The sequence below is a fragment of the uncultured Sanguibacteroides sp. genome, assembly GCF_900543425.1.
GTDB lineage: Bacteria > Bacteroidota > Bacteroidia > Bacteroidales > Marinifilaceae > Gabonibacter.
Window position 1 is genome coordinate 116,266 of the sequence record NZ_UQRQ01000001.1, and the last position, 20,660, is coordinate 136,925.

Sequence of the window (20,660 nt, forward strand, 5' to 3'; positions counted from 1 at the left end):
AACACTTTTAGATACTCCCGGCGTTAAGCTTGTTTTTATTATAAACTTAACTTTACAAAATTATGAAAAAAAAGCGGTATTCTCTGTCCGCGTCGGTAAAAAATGCCTGTTGGGTATTTTTACTGACCTTTTTATGGACAAATTTATTGTGTTTTTCGGCGAAAAGTAATCCGATCGAACCTCAACGTGTGACGTTGGATTTGAAAGATGTTTCTCTTTCCGTGTTATTTCAGGAAATAAAGAAACAAACTTCCTACAAATTTTTCTATAACGATGAACAGGAGAAGATTTTGGGAAAGATTTCTGTCTCGGTAACGAATGAGACGGTGGAAAAGGTATTGGACAAGGTATTTGCGGGAACGGAATATACCTATAAGATTTCGGGAGAACAGGTGGTTGTTGTCAGTCGGAAGACCGAGAAAGCGGATGCTGGAAAAGAGAAGAAAATCCGGATACAAGGAAAGGTAACGGACGAAAAGAAAAATCCAATTCCCGGTGTAACGGTCATGTTGAAAGGGACGACGTTGGGAACGGCAACAACTAAGGAGGGGAATTATGTGTTGACCTTATCTTATATGGAAAAGTTTTCATTGCTTTTTTCCTTTATCGGAATGGAAACCCAAGAAATCAAATATACAGGAAAAGATACGATTAACGTGACCATGAAGGAAGATAAAATGGAATTGGAGGATGTTATCGTGACGGGGTATGCAAATGTGAAAAAATCCAGTTTTACCGGATCGGTTACCCAGGTGAAGAAAGAGGATCTTATGAAAGTGGGGACTAGCAACGTGGTTGACTTACTTCAGGTATTTGATCCCTCTTTGCGTGTTGTAAAAAATAACGAGATGGGATCAGATCCGAATACGCTTCCTGAGTTTTATGTTCGTGGTCGTTCCGGAATTTCTCAGGTAAAGGAATTGGATAAATTGCAGTCCGGTGATATTTCCGAGTTCGCTTTGTCCAATAACCCGAATTTGCCGATCTTTATTCTGGATGGATTTGAAGTAAATGTTGAAAAGGTGTATGACCTTGATTTAAACCGGATAAAAGATATTACTATATTAAAAGATGCTGCCGCTACAGCTATTTACGGTTCTCGTGCGGCAAATGGTGTAATCGTGATCGAGACGGTTGCGCCCTCTCCAGGTGAACTTCGTGTAAGTTATAGTGGTAATTTGGATGTTACTACTCCGGATTTAAGTAGCTATAATTTGATGCATGCGGAAGAAAAATTGGCTGCAGAGTGGGCTGCCGGACTATTTAAGCCAAGGCTGCAAGGATTAGGAGCCGGGTCGGATGAGCAGGAGTTAAATGCTTTGATGGGACATTATATCGAAAAAAGGAATCGTATCCTCCGGGGAATTGACAATTATTGGTTGTCTCAACCTTTGACGACCGAATTGAATCATAAACACAGTATATATGTCGAAGGGGGAACCGAGAGTATTCGTTTCGGGATCGAATTACGCTATGATAATCAGAACGGAGTCATGAAGAAGTCTTATCGGGATCGTGTCGGAGCCGGGTTGACGGTGGATTATCGTTATAAAGGATTACAGATACGGAATCAAATCTCTTATGACGTGATGAAGGCAAAAGATTCTCCTTACGGTAGTTTTAGAGATTATACGAGCAAACAGCCTTATGATTTGTGGGCGGATGAAGAGACCGGAGAGATGCTCGAGCAGACGACTCAATGGGGAAATTACGGCGGTAGTTCTAAAAATCCTTTATATGAAGCTATGTTGGGTAATTTTAGTAAGAATGATTATAAAGAGTGGACTAATAATCTTTCCTTAAATTGGTATGTCAATGATTATTTATTGATCAAAGGGCAATTGGCTATTACCACGAAAGAAGCTAATACATCCGCATTCACGGATCCTCTTTCCGGGACTTACGGCCGGGATGATCTTTTTAAGAAAGGAGATTTATACCTTACTGAGACCAGGACAAATACCTTAAATCTTAATTTGTTCGGTGCTTATAATCGTATGATCGGGAAACACAATATAAACTACAGTATGGGTATCAATATCAGGACAACCGATCAGACGTATTCAAGATCTCATTACCGGGGTTTTCCGGACGCCCAAAGACATCAACCCGCTTACGCTTATGAGATCGTGACCAAACCTAATTTTACAGATAACGAAACACGTTTATTAGGAGGATTCGTTACATTTAATTACAGTTACAATAGTATCTATCTTTTGGATGCCTCTTATCGTTTCGATGGTTCTTCCGAATTCGGAGCAGATCGGAAATGGGCTCCTTTCTGGTCGGCAGGAGCTGGAATCAACTTGCATAATTATGATTTTATGGAGCGTTTCGGTTTTATAACCTTGTTTAAAATAAAAGGAAACGTGGGAGAAACCGGTAAGGCTAATTTCCAACCATATATGGCGAAAAATGTGTATGAAGTATTGCTGGATGACTGGTATCCGACAGGAATAGGGGCATCTCCCATTGCCATGGGAAATAAGGACTTGACTTGGGAAAAAACTCTCGCGTGGAGTATTGGTGCGGAATTGGGTGTATGGAAAGACCGGATTCTTTTTAATATTGATTTTTACAATAAAACGACTAAGGATGGAATTACCGAAGTTTCACTTCCTTCTTCTTCCGGATTCTCGACTTACATGGATAATATGGGCGAGATTCAAAACAAGGGGGTGGATCTTACCTTGAATATGCATGCTTTCAGCTCAAAAGATTGGGACGTAAATCTCTTTGCAAACTTATCTCATAACAAGAATAAGATTACTAAAATATCCGATTACCTGAAACAGTATAATGAACGGGTGAACGATTATTATAATGAATATAATCAGGATAGTTATACGGGGCCGTGGGTGCTGATTACCCAGTCCAATAATAAAGAGTACGCTAAACCTCTTTTAAAGTATGAAGAAGGAGCATCCTTAACGGCCATTTACGGTATGAAGTCGTTGGGTATCAACCCGGCAAACGGTAAAGAAGTTTATCAGAAGCGGGATGGAACAATTACTTATGACTGGAATCCGAACGAGCAACAAGTGATTGGAGACGAAGAACCCGACGCTCATGGGGCGTTCGGTATAAACGTGCGTTTCCGTCGTTTTACGTTGTATACTACATTCCTGTATGAATGGGGTGGGGATAAATATAACCAAACCTTGGTCGATAACGTGGAAAACGTGAATTTGAATGACTATAATGCGGATCGACGCGTATGGACGGATAGGTGGCAAGAGATAGGTGATGTTACTCCATTGAAATCTATTCAGGATCGGTATTATGTTACGCGGGCGACCTCTCGTTTTGTACAAAAGAATAATTACGTGACTTTCAACTCGTTGTCGGTCGGATATGATTTTAATCCTACCTTAATCGGTAAAATAGGTCTTAGTATGCTGAGGTTGCAGTTTAACATGAAGGATATAAAGACTTTCTCTACCATAAAACAAGAGATGGGATTGTCCTATCCTTTTGCACGTACGTTTACGTTCACGTTAAATGCCAGTTTTTAATGCTAACAAAAAGAGATTATGAAAAAAATATGGATTTATATATTGTTACTGGGATTATTACCTTCCTGTAACGATTTTTTGGATGTGACATCCGATACGGAACTTGTCGAAGAGGACTTGTATGCGGATTACACGGGGATACGAATGGTTGTAAATGGAGTTTACAAATCGTTGTCTTCAACTGATTTATACGGTAAGAATTTAACATGGGGATTTGCCAGTGCTATTGGACATAATTATGAAACCAGCAGTACTTCTTATCTACCGAATGATTTGTATTATGCCGCTCAGTTTGATTGGGAAAATGCAGAAAATGTTACGGATGCTATTTGGAGTAAGGCTTATAAGACGATCGCTTCCTGTAATGATATCATTCAACATGTAGAGGCAAAAGATACCACTTTTTTTGAACTCGGGTCCGTTGAAAAAAATATGATATTGGGTGAAATGTACGGGGTGCGTGCTATGTTGCATTTCGATCTTTTTCGTCTTTTTGCTCCGGCTCCCGTCGCTAATTACAGCGGAACCACTATTCCTTATGTGACCCAATATCCGGATCATCAACCGGTACACAAAAATGCGAAAGAGGTAATGACTTTGATTATCGAAGATATGGAAAAGGCCAGAACCTTGTTGACAGAAGTGGATACCGTTTTCTGTGTTTCCTGGTGTAAATCTACTTCTGCCCGGTTGCGTTATTCGAACTCTTGGTCATCCGCTCCGCCTAATGACTTTTTCAGTTATCGCGGTCATCGGATGAATTATTGGGGAGCAACAGCTTTACTGGCACGCATGTATCTATACCTGGGAGATGAGGAGAATGCTTATAAAAATGCCTGGATTTGCTATCGTTTTCATCAACGGAACTGGTTTCAATGGACTTCTTCCTCCTATCTGGGGCAGATTACGGATAAAGATTATATTTATCCGAAAAAACCGGATGAGATTTTCATGGCTTTTTCCAATAATAATAACTATGATAATTGGGAAAGTACGATCGGAACGAGCAATTATGCTTTCCGAATGAAAAATATGAATGAGCTATTCGAAGGAGATGCGGATGATTATCGGTTGGTCGGATATTACAATCGGTATGGTTATCAAAGATATCTCACTTGGATCAGACCTGCCGGAACTTCTTACACGGCTACCTCTACTGCTGCCAATCAGGGGCCTTATCTTCCGATTATCAGTTTCCCGGAGATGTATCATATTTTAATCGAGTGTATGATAAATAAAGGACAGATAAAAGAAGCCGTCGACTTGTTCAATACCCTCAGACAGAAGAGAGGGGCCAAAACCAATATTCTGGAGACGATTCAGGCTGACGAATTAAAGGAGAAGTTGGTGATAGATATCATTCGGGAGACATTGACTATGGGACAAACTTTCTATATGTTTAAACGGTTGAACCGGGATATATTTAACGGGGCAACGAATATAAAGATGAATCCGGAAAGTTGGATTATTCCGTTACCGCAAAGTGAAACAAATTATCAATTCTAATGCAGAAAATTATGAAAAAGATATATACGTTATTGTTTGTAGCTGGTTTTTGGGGGATGATGCTCTCTTGTGACAGGGATGACATTATGTTATACACTGCCGGCGATTATATCCAATTTGTCAAGAATCTTGTCGATTCTTCGACTTGCTCTTTTCTGGCTTATCCGGACGATAATCAATTACTCTTTCCTGTCGTGGTAGAGGTCGTTGGAAAGCCGTCGACAGAAGATCGGAATTATAAGATTGTGGTTGCCGATGAGTATACGAATGCGACAACGGCCAATTATGATCTTCCTGCCAGTTTTGTTATGAAAGCCGGAAAGGTAATCGATACCTGTTGGGTTACGTTTAAGAAAACAGATGAGATTGCAACCAGAGCTTTGAGGTTGTCTTTAAAATTGGAGGTAACTCCTGATTTTAGGTTAGGACAAACGGATCGTTTGGGAAATATTATTTATGTTTCCAATATGATTGCCAAACCGGATTGGTGGAATTCTACCGTAACGAATAGCTATCTCGGAGAGTATTCTGATAAAAAGTACCGTTTATTCATTCAGGAAACCGGTATGGCAGATATCGATTCCGACAATACGGACGAGTTACGTTATTACACGATTATATTTAAAAATTATTTATTGAAAGAAAAGGATAAAGGGACTCCGGTTAAGGAAGAGAATGGAATGGAGATGACGGTTGAATTGATAGGTGGATAATTTTAAAGATTTGGATTATGAAAATAAAAATAGCAATTATAACGTTATGGGCATCTTTATTAGTTGCCTGTTATGAGGATAAGGGAAATTATGATCTTGTGGATTATAATAAAATCACGATTACCACGAATAATGCGGAAACGAAAACAACGGTTAACCTGGGAGAGACAGTAAAGATAACCCCTAAAATAACTTGGAAATATCCGGATCGGGACACGACCACGAATGCTTTTGAATTTGCTTGGGTTCATACCTGGGGAGGAGATACGTTGGCAAAGACCAAAGTGTTGGAGTATACTCCGGAGGAGTGCGGTCAATTCAGTTGTTATCTGTATGTAACGGAAAAAGCGACCGGAGTGGTAACTCGCTGGCAAGCGTCTGTAACGGTTAATACCCCGTACAAGAACGGTTGGATTATTCTAAGTGAGAATAACGGTAAGGCCACTCTAAATTATATTCGCCGCGATTCATGGAAAGATGATGAGAATAAAACCCATTATTTCTGGACGAATTTTATCGATCTATATACCCAACTACATCCGGATGATCCTTTGGCTTCCGAAGTACCTTTAAGGGCTGATTCTTATATCGTAAGTGATAAGGATGACGAGGTAGTTGTTATTTTCGAAGGAGGAAGGGCTTCCGTGCTGAATGGATTAGATTTCGGGAAGGTGTTGGAAATTAAGGATGAATTTCCGGGAGGTGCCTATCCTGCCGATTTTAAAGCTAAACAGTTTATACGGGGAGGATACTGTGACTTTGTCTTGGGAACCAACGGTAGTTTATACTGGAGAAGAAATTCGGCAACGACAGAAATGAAACATGAGCAGATGTTTATGAATGTAGCTGTTTATTTCCCCGGTGGAGGAGCGGAAATCTCTGAGTTTTTCGATATAAACGTGTATAAGGCTGATTTTATCTTGGGGTATGATCAACTTCATAAAAGATTCGTGGCCTGTTACACGAGCTTCAGTTCCGGAAACTCGTATTTGGGAGGAAAAATAGATATAATTAATACGGTGGATCCTACTACGTTTGCCGATATTTTGAATCTTGACGGGTATAAATTGTTGTATTGCGGAGATTTTACGGATGGAAAGAATTACGTGAATATATTGAAAAATGAAAGTACGGGTAAATATTTGATACAAACCTATAAATTATCCGGAGGTACTACCAGTTTAACCGTGCAGGAAGCTTCTCAGGAAGAATTTGTGGGAGGAGATAAGGTTTCCGACAATACCGTGTTCCGTAGATTACGTTTGGCCTCTTACCTCTATTTTGGAGAGGGAAATAAACTGTATTTCTATGATGTCAATACGAAGCAGGTTAAATTGTATACCGCTTTTCCGGATGGCGGTAGAATTACTCATATGATGGAAGATGCCGAAGGAAAGATACTGGGAGTAGCCACGGATAACGGGTATTTCTATTTGATAGATGCTGTCAGTGCGGAAATTTTAGGCGCTCCGGATCCCGGAACTGTCGGTATTATACATCAAGTTTCCGGCTTGGGTAAGATTAAAAGTCTGACCTGGAAATGGGGAGGATCTTTTAATTGGATTTTTGGCGGATATAATTATTAAATATTAAAATTATGGTGTGAAACGATGTAATTCATACCTATCGTAGATTTTTTTCAAATAAATGCGCATCGAGGGAGTATCCAAAAATATTCCCTCGTTTTTTACTGTTTAAGGTTTACCTATTTTCCGTTCTTTTGAAGATAAAACTGGAATTGATTTTTTTGAGTATGTACGATTGTCTGATTCATAATGACGAACTATAGTGGCCGATGATCGGTAATATTAGATGTTTATGTGTTAATTATGGAGTTTATTCGTGATAACATTTGTGTATTTATAATATATACTTATTTTTGATATTCCAATCTGAAAATAGAAACTTGGAGAAGATCGTAAGTGAAGTGTGAAAAAAACGGTTTTATAATTTTTATGGAAATTCATATTTTAAATATATATGGTTAGGAATTACTCGGACGATAGCGAATTGCAAGATCTGTTAAAACAGGGAAAGGTTTCTGCTTTCGTCCATATTTATACCATGTATTACAGTTCGTTGTTAGATTATGCTTATAGATTATTGCATGATATGGAGGCGGCACAGGATGTTGTTCAACAAGTATATTATAAAATATGGGAAGGTCGGGAAGTTTTATCCATAACCTTTTCCGTTAAGACTTATCTTTTTAAATCGGTTTATTATCGAAGTTTAAATACATTGGCTCATAAGAGGAATATTCAAAAATATGAGCGAGAACAGTCGGAAGAGGTTTATTACTCTACGATTATTCAATTACCCGAAGCCGAATTGAAGTTGCAGCAAACGGATATTGATGCGGCCATAAAAGAAGCAATAGCCACATTACCTGAGAAATGTAGAGAAGTGTTTATTTTGAGTAAGTTGAATGGACTGAAAAACAGGGAAATTGCTGAAAAATTAGCTATTTCCGAGAAAACGGTGAAACGTCATATCTCTATTGCTTTGAGTAGATTGCGTGAAAAATTGGATTATCTGTTACAAATTATTTTATTTATTTAAATTTTATCTTTGAAATAAAACTAATTTGAACTATTTTTTGAGATATGAAGACGGAAAAGTGATTAGGATGATCTTTGTATGTATGTTTTTATCTCCATATAATGAAATTAATAAAAAAATAAATGAATAAATAATTTTTTTTTAAAAGCATTCATCTTGTAAGAAGGTTTGCGGTGTCTTAATAAAGAATTGTAATAGATATTGAAGTTAAATCCATGTACTATTAAGAAAGGAGGTAAAAGAAGAAGGTATCATGAATTTTTCTATTGTTCCACACTAAATTTTAAACATATGAAAAAAGTATTTTTTTGGAAAAAAGGTGTTTTTGTCGTGCTAATAGTGATTGTAAGTACGATAGTCGTTTTCGCTCAGCAACGAACCGTTTCTGGAAAGGTTGTAGACTCTTCAGGTACTCCAATTATTGGTGCTAACGTAGTAGTTAAAGGAACTACCATAGGTACTGCAACAGATATAGACGGAAATTTTTCTCTTAATGTACCTCCCGGATCAACTTTGCTTGTTTCTTATATAGGGTATGCAACACAGGAAATCTCTTCATTCGGGACTAATTTAAGAATAACTCTAAGAGAAGATTCTGATGGGGGAGCAAATGATTATTGGGAAGCCGGGTATTTTTATTGTCGTTGTAAAAATGATAGTGGCGGAAGTAAGAATTGTTATGGAGGAAATGCTGTTTCGTTAAGAGCTAATTGCTATAAGGGAACAACGAGTATAAGTTGTTCGTCTTATAATGCGAATTGTCGGTAATAAACAAGGGGGAGGTTATTAAAAGCTTGGAAGATTTGATAAAATTCTAAGCTTTTAATACTTTCCTCAACAAAAGTAGAATATGAAGAAAAACCTATGTGTTTTGCTATTGTTGATCCTTGGAGTCGGATGTAGACAGATTCAAATTCCAGAGGGACGAAATAAGATCGCTTACGATGCTGTTGAAAATTATTCGTGCAGGGATATAGCATATCCTACATCGTTGTTTTTGGATACACTGTATTTTAGTGCAAAACAGGCATCGATGGAAGGAGATTTTTTGATAAAAGATGATACTCTTTATTTTGTAGATCGGGTTTTATCGTCAGTTCTGGTCTATGATAAAGAGGGGCGATATGCTCGTTCTGTTTTGGGTTTCGGGAGAGGAAAAAATGAAGTATCCGGTTTAAACCAGATGACGGTGGCAGACCGGGATCGTTTCATCATTTTGGATAAGCAATGGTTTATTTACCTTCTGGATAGTAATTTGAATGTAGATTCAAAATTTTTTATTCGTTGGGATGGAGAGTTTATCGACAGTAGTAAATTTGAACACCCCGATCCTAATAATCCGAATATTTATGAAGTAGAGTATGGGAAAAATAAAATAATTGCTTATGACGAGTATCTGTTTTTTCCGGTAGTAACCGAACACTTTAAATTTAATGCTTACGGGGAGGGACATACCCCACAATATTATTCGGAAAGTTTTAATTTGGCAAAACTCTCTTTAAAAAACGGGATGATTGAACAGTTGTTATGCAATTATCCGCCCGTGTATAAGCGTTTCCGTTATCTTTCAAATTTTAAGTATTTGTTGTTTGACTTACATAGAGATAGTTTATTTTTTTCCTTTGAGGTAGACACTCTTATCTATCGTATGAATTTGAAGGATTCTACGGTAATTTCATTTGGTAATAGCGGGATGAATATGAATACAGCTTATCCTGAATTTAGAACTTTTGAGGATAGTGATATTCATTTTAGTGAGTGTCGTCAAAATTATGGTTATTATCGGTATTTGAAATGGGTTCCGCAAACAAATGTTTTGTTTCGAGGTTATCAGAAACAGAAGGCTCCTTTTGAAGATGGTTTGCAGGTTTACCGGGATCGTTGCCTTGTTGCAGATTTCAATGTCCCGCGTGGATTTGAAGTTATAGGGTATATCTCTCCCTGGTATTATGCGAGTAGTAAGCCGGATTATGTGAATGAAAAGTTTATCATTTATCGTTTTAAATTATGAGAATTAGAATGTACGTTTTAAGATTATTGTTGTTGTTTGTATTCGTGTGTTGTGTTTGTGTTTTGCATGCCGAATCACTTCCTGATTCTTTGAGAGTACAGGTAACGAATACTTCTTCTGATCCCTTGTTCGGGGTTTATGTTGTTAACCCGAATAGACATTGTCTTGTTACGACAACAGATGAAAAAGGGTATTGTAGTTTCTCAACCAGAGGTATCTCCTTACTGGATTCTATTCAATTTTCGTATTTGGGCTATAGAGATTCTATCGTTGCTGTTCGGGATTTGGTGTCGATGAAACGATTGGCTCTTTCTACGAAAATGGAGTTTTTGCAAGATGTAAATGTTGTGGGAATGAAGAGTGCTGATTTATTAGAAAAGGTGATAAAGGAATTACAACCTGTTTCTCCGAAAAATAATATGAATTTTTACGGGAAAGCCCAATACACGAAAATAACGACCTGTTTTTCCAAGGCTGTGGAATACAGAAGGGAATATGGTTTTTTTTTAACGTCGGGACATGTGAAGCAAAAAGAGAAATGGGATTTGGACTATAATTTCGAATTTATTCCCGTCTATTCGGCAAGGAGTTTTAATTTACTTCCTGATCGTTCGGATACATTAAGGACTCCGTATATAGAGTCGTCTTACAATGCGGAAAGTAAAAAGATTTTTCCAGCCTTGCGTGCTGTATTTTTATGGGGACCGTTGTTTTCCAAATTGAAATATTATGATATACAGCCGATTGAGCCGGATAGTAATTGTTACAAATACGTATTTTCGACGCGGGAAAAATACTATCCTCAAGATATAAAAATTTATTGTAAAGGAGTTTTGTTTATCGATAAGGACGATTTCAGATTAAAAAGACTTGAGATCGATTACTTGGATTACCATTTTTATCAATTGGTCAATTTAACCAAAACTTATGCCCCTTTTTCGACAAAGATGCAGATAGAGTTGGCTTATGACGAGGAGGGAAACGTGTTTGTTCACTCGTGTAGACAAGAGACCGTCTGGAAACATAAATCGGACCAGACCGAATTTGGAAGTATTGAGATGCCCTCGAGGCGTAATCCGGAGAAAAATATGTTGGTTGAAACAGAAGCTTTCCAAAGTATGACTTATCAGAGAATTCCCGCTTATGCTCAGATGCAGTTTTTACGAGAAAAAGCGGTTCTTGTCGCTTCATATCCTTTTGGAATATATGATACAAGAGCGTTTGATGGGTTACCGGATTTGCTCAATAGCGGTCAGGCTATTACCGACCTGAGCGAGTATAAGGATATAGAAGCTCAATTTTTACATCATGGTAATAAACCGTACTATCCGCAAAGTTATTTGACAACTTTGAGACGCAATGATTTTACTCCTACGATTCCTTTTGTTGTAAAGACAAAAAATGGATTATTAAGATTGTTTTTTAAATAATAGACGTGATGAGAATTATTGTCATATGGATGTTAATGAGTCTGTTTTTCTCTTGCCAGAGTAATGAAAAGAGGATAGAGAAAAATATGCAGAAAGAATGGAAGGGGAAAAAGATAGCTTTTCCTTCGACGTTAGAAGCGAAATTTTTAGGTGAAGATACAACGTGTAATGATTTATTAAATAAATATTATTCTATTCTTGTATACGTGGATTCGAACGAATGTTCGGAATGCAGGCTTCAATTATACGAGTGGTACAAAAAGATAAAAGAAACTCAGGCATACTCGGATTCTCTTGCATTTTTGTTTGTTGCGCATGTAGAAAATCCGAAACAGGTTGTTATCCTGTCTAAGCAAAATAATTTTAAATATCCCATTTTTTTTGATAAAAAAGGAGGCATGGGAAAATTAAATAAATTCCCTGATAACTATCAGTTTAAGACGTTTTTGTTGAATGAAAAGAAAGAAGTTGTTTTAGTGGGAACACCTATTGGGAATGACGAGCTTTGGCGATTGTATAAGGAAGTCATTGCAAGAGGTATAAAAAGAAAATAATATGAAAACTGGAATGATTGCATGGGTCGCTTATTATGAGTACCGTTTGCTTTGGCGTAACGGGGTATTCCGGCTATTGGCATTTTTACTATGGATCCTTGTTTTCTGTTGTCAATATGTATTTCAGGGAGATCTTGCAAGCCTTTGGTTTATGTTGGCTTTACCTTCTTCCATGCCTTTTGTAAATGCCTATCTTGTAAGTGTTTTTCAATCATTTCTGGTTATATATTCAGTATGTGAATGGAGATCGTCAGAGGGACAGGCGGATAGTTTAGAGGCAATAAGGATACGTCCGGTTGACAATGCGGAATATTTGTGCGGAAAGGCGATCGGTGTGGTGATGACAATTGTGGTTGTGCAATTCGTTTCGATGGTGATGGTTTTTTTGTTGAATTTGTTCGGTAGTGATTCTCCTTTTGGAGGATGGGCGTACTTGTTTTATTGGTTGACACTTTCGTTTCCCGCTTTGGTATTTTGTACCGGTCTGTCAATGGGTATTACCGGATTATTCAGAAAGCAGGGAATTGCTTTGCCGGTGCTGATCCTTTTTTTTATCGTGACCTATTGGTGGCTTGCGGGGGTGTTGCACGGGATTCTGGATTTTGTTGCAACGGATTTACCGAATGTGTTTTCTGATGTTGTAGGGCATGTCGGCTTGGGGAATTACCTTTTACATCGGTTTGTATTCCTGTTGTGGGGTGTCGGCATATGTTTATGGACGGTTGGTAAGGAAAATAGATTGCCGAACCGGAACGGGGGCCGGATATGGGTCGTGGTGGTCGGGAAAGGACTGATGCTGTTAGGTATATTATGTGGTGTTTTTTATTTGTATCCTTACGAAAAGACTAACCGGGTTCGGGATCATTATACGGAGACAGGAAAAAAGTATGATAATGATCGTTTTATTCGTGTAGTACGGCATGATTTGCAGGTGAAGCAGATTGATGACAGGATAGAAGCCAGTAGCAAATTGTCCGTGGTAAACCGTGGTCATGAGCCTGTTTCACGTTTTGTTTTATATTTGAATCCGGGGTTAGAAATAACCCGTTTTTCAGATAAAAAGGGTCGTTCCGTTAAGTTCACTCGGGAGAATCAGGTGGTGGAAGTTAATTGCCCCTTGGGGAGCAGGGATACGGTAGTTTTTTATTTGGAATACGGGGGAAAAATAGATGAACGGGTATGTTATTTGGACGTGGAAAAGGAAGCGTATTGGAAAATGCAATGGCGGAATTGCCCGTTGCGTTTCGGGAAACGTTATGCTTTCATAGGAGATCGATACACATTATTGACACCGGAGACGATCTGGTATCCGGTAGCAGTTCCTCCCGTGAATTTGTCCTCCGTTTATATGACTGCGAAAGATTTTACGGATTTTTGTTTACGGGTTGTCGATCCAGGGGAACGATCAGTAATTTCTCAAGGTGAATTACGACGGAAAGGAGATACGGTATATTTCCGAAACGAGCAAAGTTTGACGGGGTTGACTTTATGTATAGCTACTTACGAGAGCAAGACGTTAAATGTGGATTCTGTCAAATTTGAACTTTATTATTTTAAGGGACATGATCACGTGATGTCTTTGTACGAAGGGATGCCGGAAGAGATGCTGCAGAAAGCGATAAAGGAACAAGAGAATAAATTTCCCTCCTATTCTTTTCGTAAATTTGTATTGTTAGAGACTCCCGTTTCTTTCGGGACGTATGATCGTAATTGGAAAAACGGAAGTGAATTCGTACAACCGGAAATCGTGATGTTCCCGGAAAAATGGGTGACCAATCAAATCATGTATATCGAGCGTTCCGTGATGATGATGGATAGTTATAGGCGGGAATTAATAGGGTTGGTTGAGGATAAAACAAACGGGGAGTATTTTTTGGATTTATTACAGTCCAGTTTAAGACAACCATCTGTATATTATATGGATAAAAATATTTTTTTGACTTTTTTCCCTTGGGGAGGGGTACAAAAAAACGTGATGAACGGACAATGGGTATCTCCGATGTTTCTCAATTACCTTCACGCCGTTTTTTCAACGGAATATCCGGTAATGGATAGAGTGTTATTTACAATGTCTGACAGGAGAAAAGCTGTAAGAGCTAACTTTTCTGGGAATGAAGCAGCATTTCGGGCTACTCGTTATTTGGAGAAGTATAGTTTCGAAGACGCTTTACAGGATGGTTCTCTTTCAAGAGATATATTGGAAATGATTATTCAGTTGAAAGTGGATTATTTGAGAGATTATATAACGTTAAAGGTACCGTTGGATCGATTTTATGATTTTTTGACAAAGTTTGAAGCCCGGCATGCTTTTCAGGAGTTTTCTTTAGAAACATTGTGTGACGAGTTAAGGTCTGAGTTGGGAATTGACCTAATGGGTATTCTGCCGGATTGGTACCGACAACGGGGAATTCCTTCCTATTTGGTAAAAGATGTCGGAAAGGATAAAGTACTTGTCGATGGGGAAGAAAAGTATCGCGTACGCTTTAAGATATTTAACACGAGTACAACGGATGGAATTATACGATTAACTATTGCTGATATAGAGAATCGAGGCGTTGATTATTGTTATTACATTCCGGCCGGAACTTGTAAGGAAATAAAAAATATAGTGGATTATTTGCCTGTTTATAACCTGAATTTGAATTTATCCCGCAACTTCCCGGCGGGTTATGATGAATTATTGTTATTTACGGATGTTGCAGAAGTTACAGATACTGCTTGTGGTGTTTTTGATACTGATAAACGTTTTTTTCAACCGGACCACAACGAATTTATCGTGGATAATGAAGATCCGGGGTTCTGTTTGATAGATTCGGATAAACGTCGGGGTCTATTTACTTGTTCCGGAGAGGAAGAAAGAAAGTACGTTTACGCGAATGAAGTATTGATGAATATCAAAAGTAAGTTACCGCTCCGTTGGACCTATTGTATGGGTACCTTAATGTATGGTGATGTAATCCGGAGTTCGGTTTACAAAAAGACTGGGAACGGGGGGTGTAAAGCTGAGTGGAGAGTCGATTTACCCAAGGAAGGAAAATATGAAGTTTGGGTTTATATCGGGTATCGTCAGGTTCGTTACACGGGAGAGGCTGCTCAATATTACGAGTTATCGAGTCGGAATGGGAATCAGGATATTGTCTTACGAACCAATATGCAGGAAGAGGTAGGATGGTTTTCTTTAGGAGAGTTTGATTTGAATGCCGGAGAAAATCGGGTGGTTTTGAGTGATCGGGGGGCAAATGAAGAACAAGTGATTTATGCCGATGCGGTAAAATGGATCTGGAAAGGAAAATAATAGGCATTTAATAGGTTGTAAATAGCTTGTGATGAGATAAATCGATTGAATATCAATCGGTTTATTTTTTTTGTGAAAAAGTTTGATGTAATTTTTATGTATTTTCTTTTTGCAGTTGTGGCTTTTCTTATTTATTGTTCTTTTAGGGAATAAAATCATGATCGGGATACATTACCCGAGAAATGCAAAAAAGTTTTTATCTTAAATAAGATCGATGGGTTGAAAAACAGGGAAATTGCTGAAAAATTAGCTATTTCCGAGAAAACGGTGAAACGTCATATCTCCATTGCTTTGAGTAGATTGCGTGAAAAATTGGATTATTTGTTACAAATTATTTTATTTTTTTCGATCTTTCGTTGGGACTAAAACCATTTTCAACTGTCTTTAAGATATGGAGACGGAAAAAATGAAATCCGACAATTTTGACATAGATGAATTACTGGTTTGTATTTTGATGGATTGTGCAAGCCGGGAAGAGATCGTTTATTTTATAAAGTGGATAAAACAAGAGAAGAATCGGATCTATTTCGAGAAATTTAAGAAGGTATGGCATCTGACTTCGGGTATGGATGTAGATCAGGAGATATTAAAAAACGGTTTACGAGATTATCGTCGTTTTATGAATACACCTTCGAAACGTAAACGTCACGTGAAATGGTTGTGGTCTGTTGCCTCCGTGGCAGTAGTCGGATTAATCGGTATCGTCTTAATTGTGTGGCCCCGTATGCCTAAAGAGGTTGTTTCGTTGGAAAACAACTTGGAAATATGCCGGGGTAAGGAGATCACTTTGACTTTGTCCGACGGGCAAAAGGTAAGTGTGATGCAGGATTCGTTATCCTTACCGGATGAGTTAAAAGAAGTTGTTCGGCTTCACAAGATAAATCGACGGGAGATCGTGTATGAGGTAAATGGCTTTTGGGAGGAGACGAAGCATTTTGAAAATATTTATAATGAGATGGTTGTGCCGGCGGGAGAACGTTTTTCCGTGCAACTGTCTGACGGGACGAAAGCGTGGATTAATTCAGAGAGTTCGATCCGTTATCCGGTTTGTTTCGGAAAGGAGAAAAGGGAAGTGGAAGTTCGGGGAAACGTCTATTTTGAGGTAGCGAAAGATTCGTCTCGTCCTTTTATTGCCGTTGCCCGGGAGATAAAGACCGAGGTGTTGGGAACCTCTTTCGAGATGGATACCTACGGGGATGAAAATAACGTGAGTGCGACTCTTGTCGAGGGGTCCGTACGGGTACATGCCGGAGAACATGCGGTTACTATTCGTCCCGATCAACAATTTTTGTTGAATACGGGTAACGGAAAGATAAAGATCATGGAAGTGAATGCGGCAGATAAGGTAAGATGGAAGGAGGGTATCCTTGCTATCAATAACGAACCGTTCGATGAATTGGTTCGAAAATTAGAACGTTGGTACGGAGTTCGTATCGTGAATGAAACGGGAATCGTTTTTAATCAATCATTTAAAGGGGTATTTGAAAAGGAAGACGGTGTTGAGGTAGTCATTTACTCCATGTGTAGAAATTTAAATATTACTTATACTATAGAAAAAGATCGAATTATTTTGAAAAGATAACAAAAGGAGTATCTCCTGTGCCTCCAACACGATTAGATACTCCCTGCGTTAAGCTATCCATTTAGTATTAACTTAACATTACAAAGCTATGAAAAAAAAGCGATGTTTTTTGTTCGTGTCGATAAAATTTATCTGTAAGGTATTTTTATTGATTCTTTTAGGAACAAGTTCATACTGCTTGACGGCAGAAGGTCGTCCGGTAGACCCCCAGCGGGTGACTTTAAACTTGAAGAACGTATCTCTTTCCGTATTGATTCGAGAGATACAAAAACAAACCTCCTATAATTTTTTTTATAACGACGAGCAGGAGAGAGCTATAAAGGAAATCTCTGTTTCGGTAACGAACGAGACCGTGGATAAGGTGTTGGATAAGGTATTTTCGGGAACAAAATACACTTATGAGATATCCGGAAACCAAATTATAGTATTTCGTCGGGATACTAAAAATGTCTCGGAAAAAGAGAAAAGAATCCGAATTTTAGGAAAAGTGACGGATGAAAAAGGGAGGTCTATCCCCGGGGTGACCGTTTTGTTGAAAGGAACTACCTTGGGAACAGCCACGGACAGGGATGGAAAGTACGTTTTATCCTTGCCTTATCTGGAAAAATTTTCTTTGCTGTTTTCTTTTATCGGAATGGAGTCACAGGAGATCAAATACACGGGGAAGGATACCGTTAACGTGGTATTGAAAGAGAATGTGAAACAGGTAGATGAGGTGGTGGTGACCGGTTACGCGAATATCCGGAAAGAGAGTTTTACGGGTAATGCGGTGACGGTAACCAAAGATCAGCTATTAAAAGCCAATAATAAAAATGTGATTGCTGCTCTTCAGGTTTTCGATCCCTCGTTTCGTATCCGGGAAAATTCAATATGGGGGTCCGATCCGAATGCTTTACCCGAATTTAATATCCGGGGTGAGTCCAGTATTGCCATGACAAAGGGGTTAGACGTGGAGGATGCGAAACGAACGCAACGAACCAGTTTGAAGGATAACCCGAATTTACCGATTTTTATTCTGGACGGATTTGAGGCGAGCGTGGAGAAGATTTACGATATGGATATGAACCGTATCGAGAGTATTACGATTTTAAAAGATGCTGCCGCCACGGCCATGTACGGTTCTCGGGCTGCCAATGGGGTGGTTGTAGTGACTACCGTTGCTCCTAAAATGGGAGAGATGCGTGTGAATTATAGTTTTAACGGAGGAGTTGAATTACCGGATCTGTCGGATTATAACCTTTGTAATGCGGCTGAAAAGTTGGAGGTGGAACGACTGATGGGAAAATACACATCGGAGGACCCCAATTTACAACCGTTGAGGGATATAGAATACAACATGATACTGCAACGTATTCAGCGGGGTGTGGATACGGATTGGTTGGCCCAACCTTTACGGAATGTGTTTAATCATAAACATAGTATGAGTATAGAGGGGGGAGAGAAGAGTATGCGTTATAACTTAAATTTCAATTACGACAGCAACAAAGGGGTTATGATCGGTTCTCACAGAACCAGAGCCGGAGCTGGTCTGACATTAGATTTTAGAAGTAAAGAGTGGTTGCAGATCCGAAACGATATCTCTTACAGTTCGACCCGTTCCGAAGATTCTCCATACGGTAGTTTCAGTACCTATGCGACATTGCAACCTTATTATGAAATTTATGATGATCAGGGAGAGTTGGTAAAAGAGCTGGTTGGAGCGGGCTTTGATAGAAAGGAAAATCCCTTGTGGTCGGTTGAACATTTGAAAAGTTATAGCGGTAGGGTTCGGTCCAATGATCTTACAGATAATTTAAGTATCAATCTATTTATTATGCACGGACTGCAATTTAAAGGGCAATTTAGCATAACAAAAACAGATTCGAAGAGTGAGTCTTTTACAGATCCCAAGGATTTTTCTTATGAAAGGGTACCGGATAAAGAACGGGGAGAGTTGTTCCGGTCTTTTTCCGATGGTTATAATTGGAATATCAATGCGATGTTTTATTTTAACCGGCAGTTTGGGAAGCATTTTATTAATGCTACTGCCGGAATTAATGCCAGAGAATCTTACTCGGAATCAACGAGTATGCGATTTAAAGGTTTTATGATTGGAAATCTGAATAAACCGGCCGATGCGGCCATTCAACCTAATAAATCGGATGTCTCCTCCACGGAAAGTCGATTATTCGGTCTTTTGGCCTTGTTGAACTACTCCTATAATGATGTTTATTTGTTGGATGCCTCTTACCGTCTGGATGGTTCCTCCCAATTCGGTTCGGATAAACGATATGCTCCGTTCTGGTCTTTCGGTGCCGGAATAAATTTTCATAATTACAGTTGGTTAAAAAACAATTGGCTGATCAATATGTTACGGATTCGTGCTTCATATGGAAGTACCGGTAAGGTGAGCTTCCCCGCTTATGCCGCGATTACTACTTTCAAAACGGATAAGGATAATTGGTATTACACGGGACCGGCTAATTCGTTGGTATATCTTGGTAATCCAGATTTGACATGGGAGACGACGAAAACATTGGATACCGGTATTTCAATAGGCTTTTTTAATAATAGACTCTATTTGTCTGCCAGCTATTACCGCAAAAAAACAGAGGATCTGATTGATGAAGTGACTATTCAGAGTTCTTCCGGTTTCGGTACCTATAAATCGAATAGCGGTTCGGTACTTAACAAGGGATTTGAGATTAACATGAATGCTACGGTCTATCAGGATAGAAACTTTAACGTGGTGGTGAATGCCAACTTAGCTTCTAATAAAAATGAGATTGTAGAGTTGGGAGCAGCTTCTAAAGAGTACAATAAGAAAGTTCTCGATAATTATAATTCCGATTGGCCAAGTTATAGAGATCTTATAACAACACCTTTGATTATGTATTACGAGGGAGCTTCCACCACGGCGATTTATGCCGTTCGTTCGGCAGGTATCGATCCGGCAAACGGAAGAGAGAAATTCATTAAGAAAGGAGGAACGAGTACCTATACCTGGAACGCAAATGATCAAGTAGTTGTAGGAGATCGCCTTCCGGATGCACAAGGAAATATCGGAATAAATATAGGTTTTCGGGGTGTTTATCTGAATGCCTCCTTTCTGTATCAGTGGGGTGCGCAAACCTATAATTCAACCCTATTGACGAAGGTGGAGAATGCAGATATTGATTATTCTAACGTGGATCGGCGAATTCTTTCCCAAAGGTGGATGAAGGTGGGAGATATAGCACCTTTTTATGATATAAAGAATAAGATTACCACCAAGCCAACCTCTCGTTTTGTACAGGATTACAGTTTTTTAAGTTTTTCCGGTTTATCCATAGGATACGATTTTGACCAAAAACTAATAAGTAAAATTCGGTTGACTTCTTTAGGACTCCGTTTTAATGCTAATGATATATGTCGTTGGTCGACGGTAAGGGAGGAGAGAGGAACCGGTTATCCTTACGCGAAGAATTATAGCTTTACGGTAAATGTGGGTTTTTAATTTAAAAGACAATGATT

12 protein-coding genes and 1 pseudogene are annotated in these 20,660 nt (G+C 38.8%); all 13 read left to right on the forward strand.

Annotated elements, in window-relative coordinates; all coding sequences use genetic code 11:
• Window positions 1-62 precede the first annotated feature (62 nt).
• The 13 genes and pseudogenes from QZR76_RS00440 (at window position 63) to QZR76_RS00500 (ending at window position 20,643) form a co-directional block, all read left to right on the forward strand.
• A complete protein-coding gene (locus QZR76_RS00440) occupies window positions 63-3,515 on the forward strand; it encodes a SusC/RagA family TonB-linked outer membrane protein (RefSeq protein WP_294139416.1) in 3,453 nt (1,150 codons plus the stop codon).
• 18 nt (window positions 3,516-3,533) lie between these two features.
• On the forward strand, window positions 3,534-5,021 hold the full coding sequence (locus QZR76_RS00445) for a RagB/SusD family nutrient uptake outer membrane protein (protein ID WP_294139417.1): 1,488 nt from the start codon (window positions 3,534-3,536) through the stop codon (window positions 5,019-5,021).
• An 11-nt stretch (window positions 5,022-5,032) separates the two neighbouring features.
• On the forward strand, window positions 5,033-5,734 hold the full coding sequence (locus tag QZR76_RS00450; RefSeq protein ID WP_294139418.1) for a DUF4843 domain-containing protein: 702 nt from the start codon (window positions 5,033-5,035) through the stop codon (window positions 5,732-5,734).
• Between the two features lie 17 nt (window positions 5,735-5,751).
• Complete coding sequence (locus QZR76_RS00455) at window positions 5,752-7,320, forward strand: PKD-like family lipoprotein (protein ID WP_294139419.1); 1,569 nt, start codon at window positions 5,752-5,754, stop codon at window positions 7,318-7,320.
• A 394-nt stretch (window positions 7,321-7,714) separates the two neighbouring features.
• Entirely contained in the window at window positions 7,715-8,296 is a 582-nt protein-coding gene (locus QZR76_RS00460; protein WP_294139420.1) for an RNA polymerase sigma-70 factor, read from the forward strand.
• 291 nt (window positions 8,297-8,587) lie between these two features.
• Window positions 8,588-9,064 (forward strand): carboxypeptidase-like regulatory domain-containing protein, encoded by a 477-nt coding sequence (locus QZR76_RS00465; RefSeq protein WP_294139421.1) that lies wholly within the window; start codon window positions 8,588-8,590, stop codon window positions 9,062-9,064.
• Window positions 9,065-9,146: 82 nt separating this feature from the next.
• Window positions 9,147-10,307 carry a hypothetical protein gene (locus QZR76_RS00470; protein WP_294139422.1) on the forward strand — a complete coding sequence of 387 codons (1,161 nt, stop codon included), beginning with the start codon at window positions 9,147-9,149 and terminating at the stop codon, window positions 10,305-10,307.
• Window positions 10,304-11,737 (forward strand): hypothetical protein, encoded by a 1,434-nt coding sequence (locus QZR76_RS00475; protein ID WP_294139423.1) that lies wholly within the window; start codon window positions 10,304-10,306, stop codon window positions 11,735-11,737. Before QZR76_RS00470 ends, QZR76_RS00475 begins: the two co-directional genes overlap by 4 nt.
• A gap of 8 nt (window positions 11,738-11,745) precedes the next feature.
• Window positions 11,746-12,291 (forward strand): hypothetical protein, encoded by a 546-nt coding sequence (locus tag QZR76_RS00480; RefSeq protein ID WP_294139424.1) that lies wholly within the window; start codon window positions 11,746-11,748, stop codon window positions 12,289-12,291.
• Between the two features lies 1 nt (window position 12,292).
• Window positions 12,293-15,586: a hypothetical protein gene (locus QZR76_RS00485; protein ID WP_294139425.1), complete on the forward strand. Its 3,294-nt coding sequence runs from the start codon at window positions 12,293-12,295 to the stop codon at window positions 15,584-15,586.
• A 177-nt stretch (window positions 15,587-15,763) separates the two neighbouring features.
• A pseudogene (locus QZR76_RS00490) lies at window positions 15,764-15,952 on the forward strand (sigma factor-like helix-turn-helix DNA-binding protein); the annotation flags it as partial.
• Window positions 15,953-15,977: 25 nt separating this feature from the next.
• Window positions 15,978-17,168 carry a FecR family protein gene (locus QZR76_RS00495; protein WP_294139426.1) on the forward strand — a complete coding sequence of 397 codons (1,191 nt, stop codon included), beginning with the start codon at window positions 15,978-15,980 and terminating at the stop codon, window positions 17,166-17,168.
• Between the two features lie 88 nt (window positions 17,169-17,256).
• Window positions 17,257-20,643, forward strand: coding sequence for a SusC/RagA family TonB-linked outer membrane protein (locus tag QZR76_RS00500; protein ID WP_294139427.1), 3,387 nt, complete (start codon window positions 17,257-17,259; stop codon window positions 20,641-20,643).
• The last annotated feature ends 17 nt before the right edge of the window (window positions 20,644-20,660 follow it).

Bases quoted from the DNA above. Each gene is read 5' to 3' on its own strand.
- QZR76_RS00450 (WP_294139418.1), top strand. From the start codon at position 5,033: ATGAAAAAGATATATACGTTATTGTTTGTAGCTGGTTTTTGGGGGATG.
- QZR76_RS00495 (WP_294139426.1), top strand. From the start codon at position 15,978: ATGGAGACGGAAAAAATGAAATCCGACAATTTTGACATAGATGAATTA.
- QZR76_RS00460 (WP_294139420.1), top strand. From the start codon at position 7,715: ATGGTTAGGAATTACTCGGACGATAGCGAATTGCAAGATCTGTTAAAA.
- QZR76_RS00465 (WP_294139421.1), top strand. From the start codon at position 8,588: ATGAAAAAAGTATTTTTTTGGAAAAAAGGTGTTTTTGTCGTGCTAATA.
- QZR76_RS00445 (WP_294139417.1), top strand. From the start codon at position 3,534: ATGAAAAAAATATGGATTTATATATTGTTACTGGGATTATTACCTTCC.
- QZR76_RS00500 (WP_294139427.1), top strand. From the start codon at position 17,257: ATGAAAAAAAAGCGATGTTTTTTGTTCGTGTCGATAAAATTTATCTGT.
- QZR76_RS00440 (WP_294139416.1), top strand. From the start codon at position 63: ATGAAAAAAAAGCGGTATTCTCTGTCCGCGTCGGTAAAAAATGCCTGT.
- QZR76_RS00455 (WP_294139419.1), top strand. From the start codon at position 5,752: ATGAAAATAAAAATAGCAATTATAACGTTATGGGCATCTTTATTAGTT.
- QZR76_RS00475 (WP_294139423.1), top strand. From the start codon at position 10,304: ATGAGAATTAGAATGTACGTTTTAAGATTATTGTTGTTGTTTGTATTC.
- QZR76_RS00470 (WP_294139422.1), top strand. From the start codon at position 9,147: ATGAAGAAAAACCTATGTGTTTTGCTATTGTTGATCCTTGGAGTCGGA.
- QZR76_RS00480 (WP_294139424.1), top strand. From the start codon at position 11,746: ATGAGAATTATTGTCATATGGATGTTAATGAGTCTGTTTTTCTCTTGC.
- QZR76_RS00485 (WP_294139425.1), top strand. From the start codon at position 12,293: ATGAAAACTGGAATGATTGCATGGGTCGCTTATTATGAGTACCGTTTG.